The following is a 14775-nucleotide window of genomic DNA, read 5'->3' on the forward strand; positions in this document are numbered from 1 at the left end:
CCTGGTCACAGGTTGATGACACTCGTCGGGCGAGCCGTCCGACGATGCGGGACGCCGTCCGTTGCCGTGCGACCTGGATCACTCCTACGGTCAGCACGCGCCCCCACCGACAGGAGGTCCGATGAAGAAGCTCATCAACGACCCGGCCGACGTCGTCGCCGAGTCCCTGCGTGGCCTGGCGATCGCCCATCCCGAGCTGCGGGTCGACCACCCCAACCGGGTCGTCTTCCGCGGCGACGCCCCCGTGCGGGGCAAGGTCGGCATCGTCTCCGGCGGCGGCTCCGGGCACGAGCCGATGCACGGCGGTTTCGTCGGGGCCGGGATGCTCGACGCCGCCTGCGCGGGGGAGGTGTTCACCTCCCCCGTCCCCGACCAGATGGTCGCCGCCACCACCGGCGTCGACGGCGGGGCCGGTGTGCTGCACCTGGTGAAGAACTACACCGGTGACGTCATGAACTTCGAGATGGCCGCCGAGCTGGTCGCCGCGGAGTCCGGCACCGAGGTGGTCTCGGTGGTGGTCGACGACGACGTCGCGGTGCAGAACAGCCTCTACACCGCCGGCCGGCGGGGCGTGGGCGCCACCGTGCTGGCCGAGAAGACCGCGGGCGCGGCCGCCGAGCAGGGCCGGTCGCTGGCCGAGGTCGCCGAGGTCGCCCGCACCGTGAACGCCCGCAGCCGCAGCATGGGCGTGGCGCTGACCTCCTGCACGGTGCCCAGCGCCGGCACCCCCACCTTCGACCTGCCCGAGGGCGAGATGGAGGTCGGCATCGGCATCCACGGGGAACCGGGGCGCCGACGGGTGCCGGTCGCGCCGGCCCGGGAGGTCGCCGAGATGCTGCTCGAGCCGGTGCTCGGCGACCTGGACTTCACCGGCGGGGACGGCGTGCTGGTGTTCCTCAACGGCATGGGCGGCACCCCGCTGATCGAGCTGTACCTGATGTTCGGCGAGGTGGTGCAGGTGCTGGAGAAGGCCGGCGTGCCGGTGGCCCGCTCGCTGGTGGGCTCCTACATGACCAGCCTGGAGATGGCCGGGTGCTCGGTGACCCTGCTGCGGATGGACGACGACCTGCTCCGCCTGTGGGACGCCCCGGTGCGCACCCCGGCGCTGCGGTGGGGGGTGTGAGAGTGGCCGACGAGCCCTCCCTCGACGCCCTCTCCGTCGACCAGCTGCAGGGCTGGGTGCGGACCTTCGCCGGCGCCGTCGCCGAGCACCGCGACGAGTTGACCCGGCTGGACCAGGCGATCGGCGACGGCGACCACGGCACGAACATGGACCGCGGCATGTCCGCGGTGCTGGCCGCGCTGGACGACGAACCGCCCGCCGACGCCGCCGCGTTGTTCAAGCGGGTGGGCGCCACGCTGGTGAGCAAGGTCGGCGGCGCCAGCGGACCGCTGTACGGCACGTTCTTCCTGCGCCTGGCCGGCACCGGTGGGTCCGAGCCGTGGGACGCGGCGACCTTCGCCAAGGCGCTGCGCGCAGGGTTGGACGGCGTCGTCGCGCGCGGCAAGGCGGAGGCGGGCGACAAGACGATGCTCGACGCGCTCATCCCGGCCTGCGACGCGCTGGACGCCGCGCTCGCCGCGGGGCAGCCGCTGGGCGAGGCCCTGGCCGCAGCGGCGGCCGCCGCCCGGGAGGGGCGCGACGCGACCACGGCGATGACCGCCCGCAAGGGCCGGGCCAGCTACCTCGGTGGGCGCAGCGCCGGCCACCCGGACCCCGGGGCCACCTCGACCACGCTGCTGGTCGAGGCCGCGGCCGCCGAGCTGGGCTGAGCGGTGGCGCAGGTGGGGCTCGTCGTCGTCTCGCACAGCCGACCGCTGGCCGAGGCGGCGGTGACGCTGGCCCGGCAGATGCTCACCGCCCAGGACGTGCCGATCGAGGTGGCGGCCGGGCTGGACGACGGCGGCCTGGGCACCGACGCGGTCGCCATCTCCGAGGCGCTGACCGCGGCGGACCGCGGTGACGGCGTCGTGGTGCTGATGGACCTGGGCAGCGCGGTGCTCTCGGCGGAGACGGCGCTGGAGCTGGTCGACGACGAGCTGCGCGAGCGGGTGGTGCTCTCTCCCGGACCGCTGGTCGAGGGGCTCGTCGGCGCGGCGGTGGTGGCGGCCGGCGGGGGCGCCCGGGAGGCGGTCGCCGCCGAGGCCGCCCGCGGCCTGGCACCGAAGCAGGCACACCTGGGCTGAGCCAGGACCGGGTTGCGTGCGGCAACTCAGTTCACTCGCGCCCCTCAAGCACCTCCGGCACCGCGCCGATCAGGTGGTCAGGTCACCCGAACGGGTGAGCGGACCAGCTGAGGAGCGCGATCGTGAGCACGCAGGTGTCGGCCGGACGTCGGGTCGGAGCACGGCTGGCGGGCGTCGTCGTCGCCGTCTCCCTCGCCCTCGTGGTCGCGCCGGGGATCGCCGCCGCGACGCCGGTCGGCCCCAGTGACGCCCAGCTGCAGGACGCCGAGCGGGCGAAGGCCGACGCCGCCGGGCAGGTCGGCGCGGTCGCCGCCCAGCTCGCCGGTGCGCAGGCCGAGCTCGCCGCCGCGCAGGCGCAGTCGGCGATCGCGCTGGACACCTTCCAGGGGAAGCAGGCCGAGCACGAGACGGCACAGGCCGCCGCCGAGGCAGCCGCCGCCGCGGCCCGGCAGGCCGCCGAGGAGCTCGCCGCCGCCCGCGCGGCGGTGGCCGGCTTCGCCCGCAGCAGCTACCAGCAGGGCAGCACCTCCCCCGGCCTGGCCGCGCTGCTGGACGCCGGCGGCCCGGCGGAGGTGCTGGAGCGCGCCGCGCTGCTGGACGCGGTGGGGGTGCACCGCACCGACGTGCTCGCCGACGTCGCGGTGGCCGAGCAGCAGGCCACCGCCGCCGACGCCGCCGCGCGGCAGGCCCTGGCGCAGGCGGAGACGCTGCGGCAGGAGGCGGCCGACGCGCTCGCCCGAGCCGAGCGGATCGAAGCCGGCGCCCGCCAGCAGGCCGCCGACTTCGCGGCGCAGCAGAGCCGGTTGCAGGCACAGCTGGAGGCCGCCCAGCAGACCCTGTCCGGGCTGCAGGGCGCGCGGGCCGCCGCGGAACAGGCTCAGCGTGAGCAGGCGCAGCGCGCGCAGGCAGCGGCCGCCCAGAACCGGGCGCAGACCCCGCCGGTGCGTCACCAGCTCACCTCCGGCCCTCCCGCTGGGGCGTCGTCCGGTCCCCGGGCCGGCGCCGGGTCGACCTCGGCCGTGGAGACCGCGATCGACGCCGCGGAGCGCTACCTGGGCACCATCTACTCCTGGGGCGGCGGTTCGCTGAACGGCCCGAGCGTCGGCTGGGGCGTGGACGCCGGTGTCGTCGGCTTCGACTGCTCCGGGCTCACCCGCTACGCCTACGCCCAGGCCGGCGTCACCATCCCGCGCAACAGCCGGGCCCAGTACGCGGCGCTGCCCAAGGTCTCGCGCGAGCACCTGCAGCGCGGCGACCTGGTCTTCTGGGCGACCGACACCGGCAACCCGGCGACCATCCACCACGTGGCGATCTACCTGGGCGGCGGCCGCATCCTCGAGGCCCCGCAGAGCGGCTCGGTCATCCGCGAGACGTCCATGCGCTGGGGCGGCTTCATCGGCGGCGTCCGCCCCAGCGCCTGAGGGTGGAGGCCATCAGTCGGCGACGGCCTCGGCGGTGAGGTCGACCGAGCGCAGCCGGCCCTCGGTGGTGGGCGACTGGTGGGCGACGATCAGCTCGTCGGCGTCGGCCTGCTTGAGGAACCGGTCGAGGAAGTCCCCGACCTGGTCCGGGGTGCCGACGGCGGTGTGCGTGAGCATCGAGCTCACGTGGTGGCCGGCGCCCTGCTCGAGCAGCACGTCCGCCTCCTCGTCGGTGAGCGGCCGGCCACGGCCGAACAGCCCGATCGCGAGGTTGCGCCGCACCGCGGCCAGGTTCTGCCGCGCGACCTCCTCCGTGTCGGCGGCGACGACGTTCACCCCGGCGATCACGTAGGGCTCGGCCAGCTGCTCCGACGGCTTGAACTCCCGCCGGTACGTGGCGACGGCGGCCTCCAGCGCCTGGGGGGCGAAGTGGCTGGCGAAGGCGTACGGCAGCCCCAGGGCGGCGGCGAGGTGCGCCCCGAACAGGGAGGAGCCGAGGATGTACAGCGGCACGTCGGAGCCCTTGCCGGGGATCGCGTCGACACCGGGCACCCGGGAGTTGCCGGTCAGGTAGGCCTGCAGCTCCAGCACGTCCTGCGGGAAGGTCTCCGCGGAGTTCGGGTCGCGCCGCAGTGCGTACATGGTGTTCTGGTCCGAGCCGGGCGCGCGCCCCAGACCCAGGTCGATGCGGTCGGGGTACATCGCGGCGAGCGTGCCGAACTGCTCGGCGATCGTCAGCGGCGAGTGGTTGGGCAGCATCACGCCGCCGGCGCCGAGCCGGATCGAGCTGGTCTGCGCCCCCACGTGGGAGATCAGCACGCTGGTCGCCGAGGAGGCGATGGTGGGCATGTTGTGGTGCTCGGCGTACCAGACCCGCCGGTAGCCGGCGGCCTCCGCACGCTGGGCGAGCGCGACGCTGGCCGCGATGCTGCTGCTGGCGGTCTCCCCGCGGGCGATCGGGGCGAGATCGAGGACGGACAGCGGGATGCGCATGAGGTGCAGGCCTTCCAGTCGGTTGACCTGCACAACGCGCGGGGCGCGGACGTCCTTCCCGGCCGGCCGGTGCGCTGCCGCACTGCGCCGGCGGCCGGCTCCCCTCCTGGGCGGACGCCGGAGCACCCGGCCGGCCAGCGCGGAGGTGGCCGGCGGGCGACGTCGAGTCACGTGCGGCACGCGTGCCACACCCGTCGCGCGCCTCACCCGCCGTAGATGATCAACCCCATACAGTCCGCTCCGTGCCGGATGTGGGGATGACGACGCTCGCGGGCGCGCCGCTGGAGATCGAGTTCTTCCACCTGGGCGAGTGGTTCCCCGCCGCCCTGGTGGGGTGGCGCCACGACGCCTGGGGCGCGTGCGAGCTGCGGGTCCAGTTCGAGATCGGCGGCCTGCGGCGGGCCAGCTGGATGCCGCTGGCCGACGTCCGGCTCCCCCAGTGGCAGGCCGTCCGGTACACCCCGCCGCCGGTGCCCCGGCGCCGGACCGACGACGACCTCGTGGTCCCGATCCGGTACGAGCGCGCGTGGGGCGACGCCCCGACGTCGGCCGGCTGGGAGGTCCCCCGACCGCGGACCGGCGAGCAGCGCTACAGCTGGGTCTGACCCCTTTCCCCTGCGGCCACCCGGTGGGACCCTCGGGAGACCACGCCCCGGCAGGAGCGCGCGTCTCGTCGAGGAGCCGCCGTGTTGAGCCACAGCTGTTACAGCCAGGACCACATCGACGGGCGGCGGGCCGTCGTCGACGCCCGGGTGGCCGCCTGGCGGCACCTGGTGACCGCCGTGGGCGGGCACCCCGCCCTGGACGAGTTCGAGCCGGTCTACTTCAACGACCTGGTGCTGCTGCTCGAGGGCGCCTTCGTGCACCGGGGCCGCGACGCCGAGGGCGAGGACGGCAACGCGCTCACCGAGGTGCGCCTGCTCGCCACCTCACTGCTCAACGGCGGCCGGGTGCTGGCCGACCGGCAGCTGCGCTGCCACCCGGGGCACAGCGTGCTGGGCCACCGGGTGGGCGACGAGATCGCCCTGCGCGAGGCCGACTTCGTCGCGCTGGCGAAGGCGTTCTTCAGCGCGCTGGAGGCCCGCTACCTCTGACCGGTCCCCGGCACTGCAGTGCCGGTGACCGGTCAGCAGTGCGGCTCACCGGCTCTGCAGTGCGTCCAGGGCCACCGCCATCGACGCGGCCACCCGGAAGTCCAGCCGCGGATCGGGGACGGTGACCCGGTAGCGGTCCCGGACGGCCTTCTGCCGCTCGCTGACCAGCACGGTCTGCCCGCTCGCGGTGTCGGTGAAGTCGAAGTGGAAGACGAACGGCACCCACACGTCGCCGACGACGGGCAGGAACGTCCAGACCCGGCGGACGACGGCGAGCACCGGGCGCCGCTCCTGCCCGATCGCCTCGATGCCGGGAGCGGAGAGCTTCCAGGTCGAGCGCAGCAGGCTGGCGCCGAACTGCTTGCTGAACATGCCGAGCGGCTGGCCCTGCTCGTCGTACACATCGTGCTCGGCCGCGACGTCCAGCCGCTGGCGGGCCTTGAAGGAGAAGACCCGGCGGCTCTTGGACTCGTCGGCGAAGAAGACGACCTCCTCCTTGAGTTTCATCCGCTTCTGCTCGGCGAGGGCCAGCAGCTGCCCCTCGGAGCCGTCCGGGTTGGCGGCCAGGATCTCGTAGCGGTTGACCATCACGGTGATCCGCTGCTTCACGAAGAAGGCGGGCACCACCATGGCGGCGGGCTGGTGCTGCGGGCTGGTCACGGTGCGGGGCTCCCGTCGGGGGTCGGACGACGGGGCGATCCTGCCGCACGGCCGCGCCGGGCGGGGGAACCCGCCGCGCGGTGGATCACCCGCGCCCCACCGACCTGGCCTGGGTCATGGCCCGCACCCGCACTCCCCGCCTGGCCGCCGGCGTGCTCGCCGGGGGCGTGCTGCTCGCGCCGACCGCCGGGTGCTCCGGCACCGGCGATCCCTCGTCCGCGCCGGCCGGTGGGACCACCCTGACCGACACCCCGGCCAGCGGTTCAGCCGGGGACGGCGCCGGCGATCCGGGGGTGAACTGCGCCGACGGCACCTGCTCGGTGACGCTGTCCGGCGACGGCACCACCGTCGAGGTGCTGGGCACCCCGATCTCGCTCGGCGACGTGCAGGACGGCACGGCCACCGTCGGGTGGGCGAGAACGCGGAGGTGTCCTGCCGGGAGGGGCAGAGCGTCACCGTCGCCGGGCTGACGCTGGAGTGCACGACGGTCAGCGAGGAGCGGGTCGTGCTCAGCGTGTCGCTGGGCTGAGCCGCTGCCCCGCTCCGGCCAGGCGCCTACCGGCCCTCGTCCCCCGACCAGACGACGCGCTGCGGGAACGGGATGGTCATGCCGGCGCGGTCCAGGGCGGACTTCACCGAGATCGCGACACCGCTGCGCACCCGCCAGCGACTGGCGATGTCCGCGGCGTGCCAGTAGCGCACCGCGACGTTGATCGAGGAGTCGGCGAACTCCTCCACCCACACCTCCGGGGGTGGGGTGTCCGCGACGCCGTCCGCGGCCGCACACGCAGCCAGCAGCACCTCCCGCGCCCGGGCCAGGTCGGTGTCGTAGGCCAGCCCGACCGTGAGCGACGTCCGGCTCAGCGGGGTGCGGGTGTAGTTGATGATCGGGTTCTTCAGCACCTCGGCGTTGGGCAGGTACACGACGAGCCCGTCGTAGGTCTGCAGCACCGTCGTCCGCAGGTTCACGTCGGCGACGACGCCCTCGAAGTCGCCGCTGGCGACCTGGTCGCCCAGCCGCAGCGGACGGCGGATCTGCAGCATCACCCCGGCGATCAGGTTCTGCAGCATGTCCTGAGCGGCGAACGCGATGGCGATGCCCCCCACCCCCAGGGCGCCGACCAGCGGGCCGATCTGCACGCCCAGCAGGTCCAGGCCGTAGACGACGCCGACGGCGACCACGACCAGCCCGAGGAACCGGCCGGCGACGAGGCCGACGTGCCGGCTGGCGTCGTGGTCCAGGGCCCGCACCAGCAGCCGCCGCAGCAGCACCGCGAGCAGGATCGAGGCGAGGAAGACCCCGGTAGCCTGCAGGACCTCGCTGAGCGCGATCTCGTCCGCGACGACGACGTCGACGTCCTCGGTCGCGGCCAGGACGTCGGACGGGTGCGGGTCGACCGGCATCCCCGGTGGATGCTCAGCCGGGCCGCGGATCAGTCATGCCCGCGCCAGGGCCCCCGCTGGGCCGGGACAGGCGCTGCTCAGCGTCACCCCGGGGTGATCGAGAGGGACGCACCGCCGCTGGGCCCGTGTGTCGCCGAGCGGCGCACCGAGGGAGCCCGTGAGAGCAGCTGTCACGAGCACCGGGGGTTGCCACACTGCGGGCCCACACACAGCTCAACGGGGGCCGAGGATGTTCGGACGACGCAGTCTGACCGTCGGGGCGGCGGTAGCCGCGCTCATCATCGGGGCGGCCGGCACGGCACAGGCCGCTCCGTACCGGATGGGCGCCGACGACGTGTACGCCAACGCCGCGCAGATGGCGCTGCTGACCGCCGGCGATCCGGCGGAGAACTCCGGGGTCGCGGTGATCGCCTCGGGCAGTGACCCCGCCGACGTGCTCATGGCACCGGTGGTCGCCCACGCCATGCGGGTCGACGACGGCCGGCACCAGTGGGAACCGCCCGTGCTGCTCGTGCCCACCAAGGGGGCGATGCCTGCGGTGGTGACCTCGGCCCTGCGGCAGATGGAGCTGGACCACATCGTCGTCCTCGGCGGGACGAACAAGGTCTCCTCGGCCACGGAGACGGCGCTGCGCTCGTACGCCGGCACGGTGGAGCGGATCAACGGGGTGGACCGCTACGAGACCGCGGCGAAGGTCTCCCAGCGGTTCGCCGCCCGCAACGACATCGTCTTCCTGCTGTCCGGGGAGGTGCCGCAGGAGGCGGAGGCCGGCATGGGCGCGGCCCTGCAGGCCGGCGGCACGGTGCTCCTGTCGCAGAGGGCGTCGCTGCCGCCGGCCACCGAGGCAGAGCTGCGCCGGCTGCAGCCCAGCCGTGTGGTGCTGATCGGGAACACCGGTGTGCTCTCGGGCTCGGTGCTGACGCAGGTGCGGTCGATCACCCCGGGCGCCGTCGTGCAGCGGATCGGCGGCGCCGACCGGTACGAGACGAACGTCGAGGCGCTGCGCACGGTCGGCTGGGAGCCGATCAACGTGGTCCTGGTCAGCGGCGAGATGTGGCAGCCGGCCCTGTCCGCGGTGCCGTACACCCAGGCCCAGCAGTCGGAGTACAACGTGCTGCTGACCCGGAAGGCCTGCGTGCCGGGGCCGACGCTCGACTACATCGACGAGTTCCGGATGCGGGAGAACGTGCTGGTGGCCGGCGGCACCGCGATGGTGAGCGACGCCGCTGCCAACCTCAGGCGCTGCTGACCGGGCCGCCCGGCGTCAGCGCTGCTGACGCCGGGCGATGAACACCAGACCGCCCAGCAGCACCACGATCGGCGCCCACGACGGCAGCCCGAACGGCCCGATGACGAGCCCGATGAGGAAGAGGGCCAGCTGGAAGACCACCAGGAAGGCCACCAGCATGCCCACCCAGAACAGCACCGGCCGCTCCGCCTGCAACTGGCGCAGGTACTCCATGACGTCTCCTCGGTCGTGCGGTCCCGGTGGTCACCCGTCGTGGCCACGCAGCATCCGGTCGCCGACTCCATCGGCAGCGGCGAGCGGGTGCTGAAGAGGAACGCCGGACCGGCGCCGGGAATGCCCGCGCCCCGCCGTGGACGGCTCAGACGTTGAAGCGGAACTCCACGACGTCGCCGTCGGCCATGACGTAGTCCTTGCCCTCGATGCGCACCCAGCCGCGCGACTTGGCCTCGGCCATCGACCCGGCCTCCATCAGCTGGTCGAAGCCGACGATCTCGGCCTTGATGAAGCCGCGCTGGAAGTCGGTGTGGATCACCCCGGCCGCCTCGGGCGCCGTCGCGCCGACCGGGATCGTCCAGGCCCGCGACTCCTTCGGGCCGGCGGTGAGGTACGTCTGCAGGCCCAGGGTGCGGAACCCGACCTTCGCCAGCTGGTCCAGCCCCGGCTCGTCCTGCCCGATCGAGGCGAGCAGCTCGGCGGCCTCGTCGGCGGGCAGCTCGATCAGCTCCGACTCGGTCTGCGCGTCGAGGAAGATCGCCTCGGCCGGCGCGACCAGGGCGCGGAGCTCGTCGAGCCTCGCCTCGTTGGCCAGCTCGTCGGCGTCGACGTTGAAGACGTACAGGAACGGCTTGGTGGTCAGCAGCGACAGCTCGCGCAGCGGCTCCGGGTCCACGCCGGCGGCGAAGAGGGTCTTCCCCTCGTTCAGCACCGCCTGGGCGGCGACGGCGGCGTCGTGCAGGGCCTTGCGGTCCTTGTCCTTGCGCGACTCCTTCTCCAGCCGCGGGACCGCCTTCTCCAGGGTCTGCATGTCGGCGAGGACGAGCTCGGTGTTGATCGTCTCGATGTCGTCGGCGGGGTCGACCCTGCCCTCGACGTGCACCACGTCGGGGTCGGTGAAGACCCGGATCACCTGGCAGATTGCGTCGCTCTCGCGGATGTTGGCCAGGAACTTGTTGCCCAGGCCCTGCCCCTCGCTGGCGCCGCGGACGATGCCGGCGATGTCGACGAAGCTCACCGTGGCCGGGATGATCTTCTGCGAGCCGAAGACCTCGGCCAGCTTCTCCAGGCGGGGGTCGGGGACGCCCACCACGCCGACGTTGGGCTCGATCGTCGCGAACGGGTAGTTCGCGGCGAGCACGTCGTTCTTGGTCAGGGCGTTGAACAGCGTCGACTTGCCGACGTTGGGCAGGCCGACGATGCCGATGGTGAGACTCACGGGAGCACAGCCTAGGTGCACCCCGCCAGCCGACCGCCGACGGCGGAACTGTCCGACCCCGAGCGCACACTGCGGACCACTCCGTCCGGAGCCCCAGGGAGGCACGGTGTTCGACGAACCACGGGTGGCCGACCTCGACCTGGTCGACCTCGAGGGCGCCCTGCTGCGCGCCGCGGTCGGCGACTACGCGGCCGAGGCCGCCGTCCTGCTGCTGGCCAACGACGGCCACTGGCTGCCCCAGCTCCAGACGGCCGGCCTGATCACCATCGCCCTGGACGGCGCCCTCGACGGCGGTCCCTGGGCCGCCGTGCTGTGGACGGAGCTGGACGGCGCCCTGCGCAGCGGGGCGATCACCGGCACCGGCAGCCAGCGGCGGCTGCTGCGGGCCGCCGCCAGCCTCGCCGACGGCCAGTCCGTCGACCTCGCCGACCTGACCGCCGGGCTGGACCGGGACGCCGTGCGGCTGCTTCTCGCCGCCCTGTCGCACGCCGCCGGCAGCCACGAGCACCGCGCCGTCCACCGCGACGCCGACGGGGTGCCGCACGACGGGGAGCTGCTGGGCCCGGTGGTGCCGTGGGGTGCCGGCGGCTGAACCGCGGTCAGCCCGAGGCTGCTCCCGGCCCCGGGAGCAGCCCGCGCTCGACGGCCACCAGCACCGCCCGGGTGCGGTCGTCGACGCCGAGCTTGGCGAACACCCGCAGCAGGTGGGTCTTCACCGTCGCCTCACCGATGAACAGCTCCCGGCCGATCTGCGCGTTCGTGAGCCCCCGGGCCACCCCGGCCAGCACCTGCAGCTCCCGCTCGGTGGGCGCGTCGGCCGCCGGCGCCCGCATCCGCGAGAAGAGCTTCGCCGCCACCGGCGGGGCGAGCACGGTCTCCCCGCGGGCGGCCGCCCGCACCGCGTCGGCCAGTTGCGGCAGCGGGGTGTCCTTGAGCAGGTAGCCGGCCGCACCCGCCTCCACCGCGCGCACGATGTCGGCGTCGGTGTCGTACGTGGTCAGCACCAACACCCGCACGCCCGGGTGCGCGGCGAGGATGCGACCGGTCGCCGTGACGCCGTCCATCCGGGGCATCCGCAGGTCCATCAGGACGACGTCCGGAACCTGCTCGGCGACCGCGGCCAGCGCCGCGAGCCCGTCACCGGCCTCCCCGACGACCGCGATGTCCGGCTGCGCGGCGAGCCAGCCGACCACGCCGCCGCGCACGACCGGGTGGTCGTCGACCACCAGCACCCGGGTGGTCACGGCGCCGGCACCCGCACGGTCACCCAAGTGCCCTCTCCCGGCGCCGAGACCACGTCGACCGCGCCGCCCACTTCGGCCGCCCGATCGCGCAGGCCGGCCAGGCCCACCCCGGCCGACGTCGCCGGGTCGAAGCCCACCCCGTCGTCCGCCACGTGCACCGACACCTGTCCCGACTCCCCCGTCCCCACCCGGCTGACCTGCAGCACCACCGCGCTGGCGGCGGCGTGCCGGCGCACGTTGGCCAGCGCCTCCTGCGCGCCGCGCAGCAGCACGATCTCCTCGGCCCGGGTCAGGCCGGGAGCGCCGTCCAGCGCGGAGAGGTCGACCCGGGTGGCGATCCCGGTCTCCCGGCCGAACCGCTCCGCCAGCCGCTGCAGCGCCTCCACCAGGGTGGCGCTGTCCAGCGGCACCGGCGCGAACGCCGCCACCATCGCCCGGGCCTCGGCGAGGTTGTCCCGGGCCACCTCCTCGATCAGCGCCAGCCGCTCGGCGGCGGCCGCCGGGTCGGTGTCCACCTGCGCCGCGGCGGTCTGGGCGAGGACCACGATGCTGGTGTAGCCCTGCGCCAGGGTGTCGTGCACCTCGCGGGCCAGCCGTTCCCGCTCCGCCGCCACCCCCTGCTCGCGGTGCGCCGCGGCGAGCTCGACCCGGGTGTCCTCCAGCTCCCGGATCAGCTGCGCGCGCTCGCGGCTCTGCTGCAGCACCCGGCTCAGCCACAGGCCCAGCGCCAGGCTGAACACCAGCCCGACCGAGGTCTGCACGATGCCCGAGAGCGGCTCGGTGCCGCGGGTCCACGAGACCGTCGGCCCAGCTGTGCTGGCCAGCGCCAGCAGGACCGTCCAGGTGGTGCCCGGCCGAGCCGACTCGACCAGGAACCAGACCTGCGAGTAGGCGAGGAAGAGCAGGAACAGCAGCTCCGGGGCATGCCAGCCGAGCACGGCGAAGACCCCCACCAGAACCGTGAGGTACCCGACCGCCCGCCGCGGGTGGTCCTCGCCGATGGCGGGGGCGCCGAGCACGAGGTAGGCGACCACCAGCACCGCGAGAGCGCCCAGGGTGACCGCCCGCGAACCCTCCACCCGGACGACGAAGGTGGCCAGCACCGCGACGCCGAGCATCACCACGAAGACCACGTGCAGGCCGACCACCGTGGCCCGCCAGCTGCGGTCGGACAGCGGTGCGCCGCCGTCGTCCCCACCCCGGGCGGGGACGACGGCGGCGCGGAGCCGGGCGGCCAGGTTCACCCGTCGGCCTGTCTCATCGATCGGCCGAGCGCCAGCGGAAGGTCCGGGTGCACACCACGACACCGATGATCACCCACGCGACCAGCACCAGGGCAGTCCTGCCGTGCTCCCATCCCCCCGCCACCTCGAACGCCGCCGCCTGGTCGGGCAGGAACGCCGAGCGCATGCCCTGGGTGAGCCACTTCAGCGGGAAGACCGCCGCCACCTGCTGCATCCAGCCCGGCAGCCCGGGGAAGGCGAAGAACACCCCGCTGAAGAACTGCAGCACCACCGCGAACGCCGTCACCCCGGTGGTCAGCGACTGGGCGCTGCCGGGCAGCGCGGCCACGGCGATGCCGAGCACCGTGCCGGCCAGGGACCCGAGCAGGGCGACCCAGCCGAACGTCGCCCAGTCCCCGGCACCCGCCGGCAGGGGGACGTCGTAGCCCCAGTGCGCCACCGGCAGCAGCAGGGCCAGCTGCACCGCCGTCGTCACCAGCACGAGCCCGGCCTTGCCGGTGAAGTAGGCGACCGGCGGGGTGCCCAGCACCTGCAGCCGTTCCAGCTGACCGGCCTCCCGTTCCGCGGCGATCGAGGTGGCGATCGACTGGAAGCTGCTGAGCATGATGCCGGTGGCGGCGATCCCGGCCAGGAAGTACTGCGGGAAGGGGACGCCGCCGGGCAGCACGTCGCCGCCCAGCACCGAGCCGAAGACCACCATCATCACGATCGGGTAGGCGAAGGAGAACACCACCTGCTGGCGCTCCCGCGCGAACAGCCGCAGCTCCAGCCGGGTGCGGGCCAGCGCGATCCGCGCGGCGGACGGCGGGACCGGCCGGGTGGTGGAGGGCGCCAGGACGGCGGTCATCGGGTCTCTCCCTGCAGGTCGGTGGTCCCGGTGGGGGCGGCGCCGACGAGGGTGAGGTAGACGTCCTCCAAGCCGGGCCGGGTGACGGACAGGTCGGGCACCTCGCCGGTGGGGTGCGCGGCGAGCAGATCGCGCAGTACGGCGGCCGGGCTCTCGGTGCGCACCTCGCGGCGCACGCCGCTCTCGGTCCAGCGGACGGTGGCCCGGCGGCGCAGCGCCGACCCGAGCTCGTCGGGCGGCGCGACCTCGACCAGGTGCCCGCCGCTGACCACCCCGACCCGGTCGGCCAGCTCGGCCGCCTCGTCCAGGTAGTGGGTCGTCAGCAGCACCGTCGTCCCGCCGGCGCGCAGGCCGCGGACCAGCTCCCAGAACTGCCGCCGGGCCACCGGGTCCATCCCGGTGGTCGGCTCGTCGAGGAAGACCAGCTCCGGCCGGCCCTGCACCCCCAGCGCCACCGCCAGCCGGCGGCGCTGCCCACCGGAGAGCCGGCCCACGCGGGTGCCGGCCTGCTCGGTGAGCCCGACCGCGGTCAGCAGCTCGCCCGTGGGTCGCGGAGTGGCGTGGTAGGTGGCGAAGTGGTCCAGCGCCTCGCGCACGGTCAGCGCCTGCGCGGCGCCCTCACCCTGGCTGACCACCCCGATCCGGGCGCGCCAGGTGCGGCCGGCGGTGGCCGGGTCCACGCCGAGGACGGTGACCTGGCCGGCGTCCCGGCCTCGCACGCCTTCCAGGATCTCGATCGTCGTGGTCTTGCCGGCACCGTTGGGCCCCAGCAGGGCGAAGCACTCCCCCCGGTGCACCTCCAGGTCCAGCCCCTCGAGCACCGCCCGGCCGCCGTAGCGCTTCCCCAGGCCGCGCACGCTGATCGCCGGCGGCCCTCCGGTGGTCGTCGCCGCGAGCGGTGCCGCCTCTGTCGTCGTCATGGCCCGAGCCTGTCCGCGGTGGGCGGATGCCGGGAACCGTCGAGCCGTGGGTCCGCCGTCCACCGATCGGTGGACGGCAG

The 14775-nt window shown here is 74.4% G+C and carries 18 protein-coding genes; 8 read left to right on the forward strand and 10 right to left on the reverse strand.

Annotation, left to right across the window (positions count from 1 at the left end):
* The first annotated feature begins 121 nt into the window (after positions 1 to 121).
* The 4 genes from dhaK (at position 122) to ACI783_RS04185 (ending at position 3608) form a co-directional block, all read left to right on the forward strand.
* Positions 122 to 1123 carry a dihydroxyacetone kinase subunit DhaK gene (gene dhaK / locus ACI783_RS04170; RefSeq protein ID WP_457139262.1) on the forward strand — a complete coding sequence of 334 codons (1002 nt, stop codon included), beginning with the start codon at positions 122 to 124 and terminating at the stop codon, positions 1121 to 1123.
* 2 nt (positions 1124 to 1125) lie between these two features.
* Entirely contained in the window at positions 1126 to 1773 is a 648-nt protein-coding gene (gene dhaL / locus ACI783_RS04175; protein ID WP_457139263.1) for a dihydroxyacetone kinase subunit DhaL, read from the forward strand.
* A 3-nt stretch (positions 1774 to 1776) separates the two neighbouring features.
* Positions 1777 to 2187, forward strand: coding sequence for a dihydroxyacetone kinase phosphoryl donor subunit DhaM (dhaM, locus tag ACI783_RS04180; protein WP_457083071.1), 411 nt, complete (start codon positions 1777 to 1779; stop codon positions 2185 to 2187).
* Between the two features lie 122 nt (positions 2188 to 2309).
* The gene (locus ACI783_RS04185; RefSeq protein WP_457139264.1) at positions 2310 to 3608 is read left to right on the forward strand and encodes a C40 family peptidase; all 1299 of its coding nucleotides are present in this window, start codon (positions 2310 to 2312) and stop codon (positions 3606 to 3608) included.
* Between the two features lie 12 nt (positions 3609 to 3620).
* Here the strand turns inward: ACI783_RS04185 and ACI783_RS04190 are convergent, their stop codons facing one another.
* A complete protein-coding gene (locus ACI783_RS04190; protein ID WP_457139265.1) occupies positions 3621 to 4772 on the reverse strand; it encodes an LLM class flavin-dependent oxidoreductase in 1152 nt (383 codons plus the stop codon).
* Positions 4773 to 4858: 86 nt separating this feature from the next.
* Here ACI783_RS04190 and ACI783_RS04195 point away from each other — a divergent pair, with 86 nt between their 5' ends.
* Both ACI783_RS04195 and ACI783_RS04200 read left to right on the forward strand, forming a co-directional pair.
* On the forward strand, positions 4859 to 5206 hold the full coding sequence (locus tag ACI783_RS04195) for a hypothetical protein (RefSeq protein ID WP_457139266.1): 348 nt from the start codon (positions 4859 to 4861) through the stop codon (positions 5204 to 5206).
* Positions 5207 to 5287: 81 nt separating this feature from the next.
* The gene (locus ACI783_RS04200; RefSeq protein WP_457139267.1) at positions 5288 to 5695 is read left to right on the forward strand and encodes a hypothetical protein; all 408 of its coding nucleotides are present in this window, start codon (positions 5288 to 5290) and stop codon (positions 5693 to 5695) included.
* 45 nt (positions 5696 to 5740) lie between these two features.
* On the opposite strand, the gene ACI783_RS04205 is transcribed toward ACI783_RS04200, so the two are convergent.
* From ACI783_RS04205 to ACI783_RS04215, 3 genes are all read right to left on the reverse strand, one after another.
* Positions 5741 to 6355, reverse strand: a complete 615-nt coding sequence (locus tag ACI783_RS04205; protein ID WP_457139268.1) for a hypothetical protein — start codon at positions 6353 to 6355, stop codon at positions 5741 to 5743.
* 85 nt (positions 6356 to 6440) lie between these two features.
* Positions 6441 to 6719 (reverse strand): hypothetical protein, encoded by a 279-nt coding sequence (locus ACI783_RS04210; RefSeq protein ID WP_457139269.1) that lies wholly within the window; start codon positions 6717 to 6719, stop codon positions 6441 to 6443.
* 191 nt (positions 6720 to 6910) lie between these two features.
* The gene (locus tag ACI783_RS04215) at positions 6911 to 7759 is read right to left on the reverse strand and encodes a mechanosensitive ion channel family protein (protein WP_457139270.1); all 849 of its coding nucleotides are present in this window, start codon (positions 7757 to 7759) and stop codon (positions 6911 to 6913) included.
* Positions 7760 to 7988: 229 nt separating this feature from the next.
* Here ACI783_RS04215 and ACI783_RS04220 point away from each other — a divergent pair, with 229 nt between their 5' ends.
* Positions 7989 to 9008: a cell wall-binding repeat-containing protein gene (locus ACI783_RS04220; RefSeq protein WP_457139271.1), complete on the forward strand. Its 1020-nt coding sequence runs from the start codon at positions 7989 to 7991 to the stop codon at positions 9006 to 9008.
* 15 nt (positions 9009 to 9023) lie between these two features.
* On the opposite strand, the gene ACI783_RS04225 is transcribed toward ACI783_RS04220, so the two are convergent.
* Both ACI783_RS04225 and ychF read right to left on the reverse strand, forming a co-directional pair.
* Positions 9024 to 9221: a hypothetical protein gene (locus ACI783_RS04225; RefSeq protein ID WP_457139272.1), complete on the reverse strand. Its 198-nt coding sequence runs from the start codon at positions 9219 to 9221 to the stop codon at positions 9024 to 9026.
* A gap of 145 nt (positions 9222 to 9366) precedes the next feature.
* A complete protein-coding gene (gene ychF, locus ACI783_RS04230) occupies positions 9367 to 10440 on the reverse strand; it encodes a redox-regulated ATPase YchF (RefSeq protein WP_457139273.1) in 1074 nt (357 codons plus the stop codon).
* Positions 10441 to 10546: 106 nt separating this feature from the next.
* On the opposite strand from ychF, the gene ACI783_RS04235 reads away from it, so the two are divergent.
* Complete coding sequence (locus tag ACI783_RS04235; RefSeq protein ID WP_457139274.1) at positions 10547 to 11032, forward strand: hypothetical protein; 486 nt, start codon at positions 10547 to 10549, stop codon at positions 11030 to 11032.
* A gap of 7 nt (positions 11033 to 11039) precedes the next feature.
* On the opposite strand, the gene ACI783_RS04240 is transcribed toward ACI783_RS04235, so the two are convergent.
* From ACI783_RS04240 to ACI783_RS04255, 4 genes are read right to left on the reverse strand one after another with little or no spacing between them, the layout of a single operon-like run.
* Complete coding sequence (locus tag ACI783_RS04240; protein WP_457139275.1) at positions 11040 to 11684, reverse strand: response regulator; 645 nt, start codon at positions 11682 to 11684, stop codon at positions 11040 to 11042.
* A complete protein-coding gene (locus tag ACI783_RS04245) occupies positions 11681 to 12928 on the reverse strand; it encodes a sensor histidine kinase (protein ID WP_457139276.1) in 1248 nt (415 codons plus the stop codon). The genes ACI783_RS04240 and ACI783_RS04245 overlap by 4 nt, the downstream gene beginning before the upstream one ends.
* A 13-nt stretch (positions 12929 to 12941) precedes the next feature.
* Positions 12942 to 13775 carry an ABC transporter permease gene (locus ACI783_RS04250; protein ID WP_457139277.1) on the reverse strand — a complete coding sequence of 278 codons (834 nt, stop codon included), beginning with the start codon at positions 13773 to 13775 and terminating at the stop codon, positions 12942 to 12944.
* Positions 13772 to 14695: an ABC transporter ATP-binding protein gene (locus ACI783_RS04255; protein ID WP_457139278.1), complete on the reverse strand. Its 924-nt coding sequence runs from the start codon at positions 14693 to 14695 to the stop codon at positions 13772 to 13774. The genes ACI783_RS04250 and ACI783_RS04255 overlap by 4 nt, the downstream gene beginning before the upstream one ends.
* Positions 14696 to 14775: the final 80 nt, after the last annotated feature.

Source organism: Modestobacter sp. SYSU DS0511, assembly GCF_054050755.1.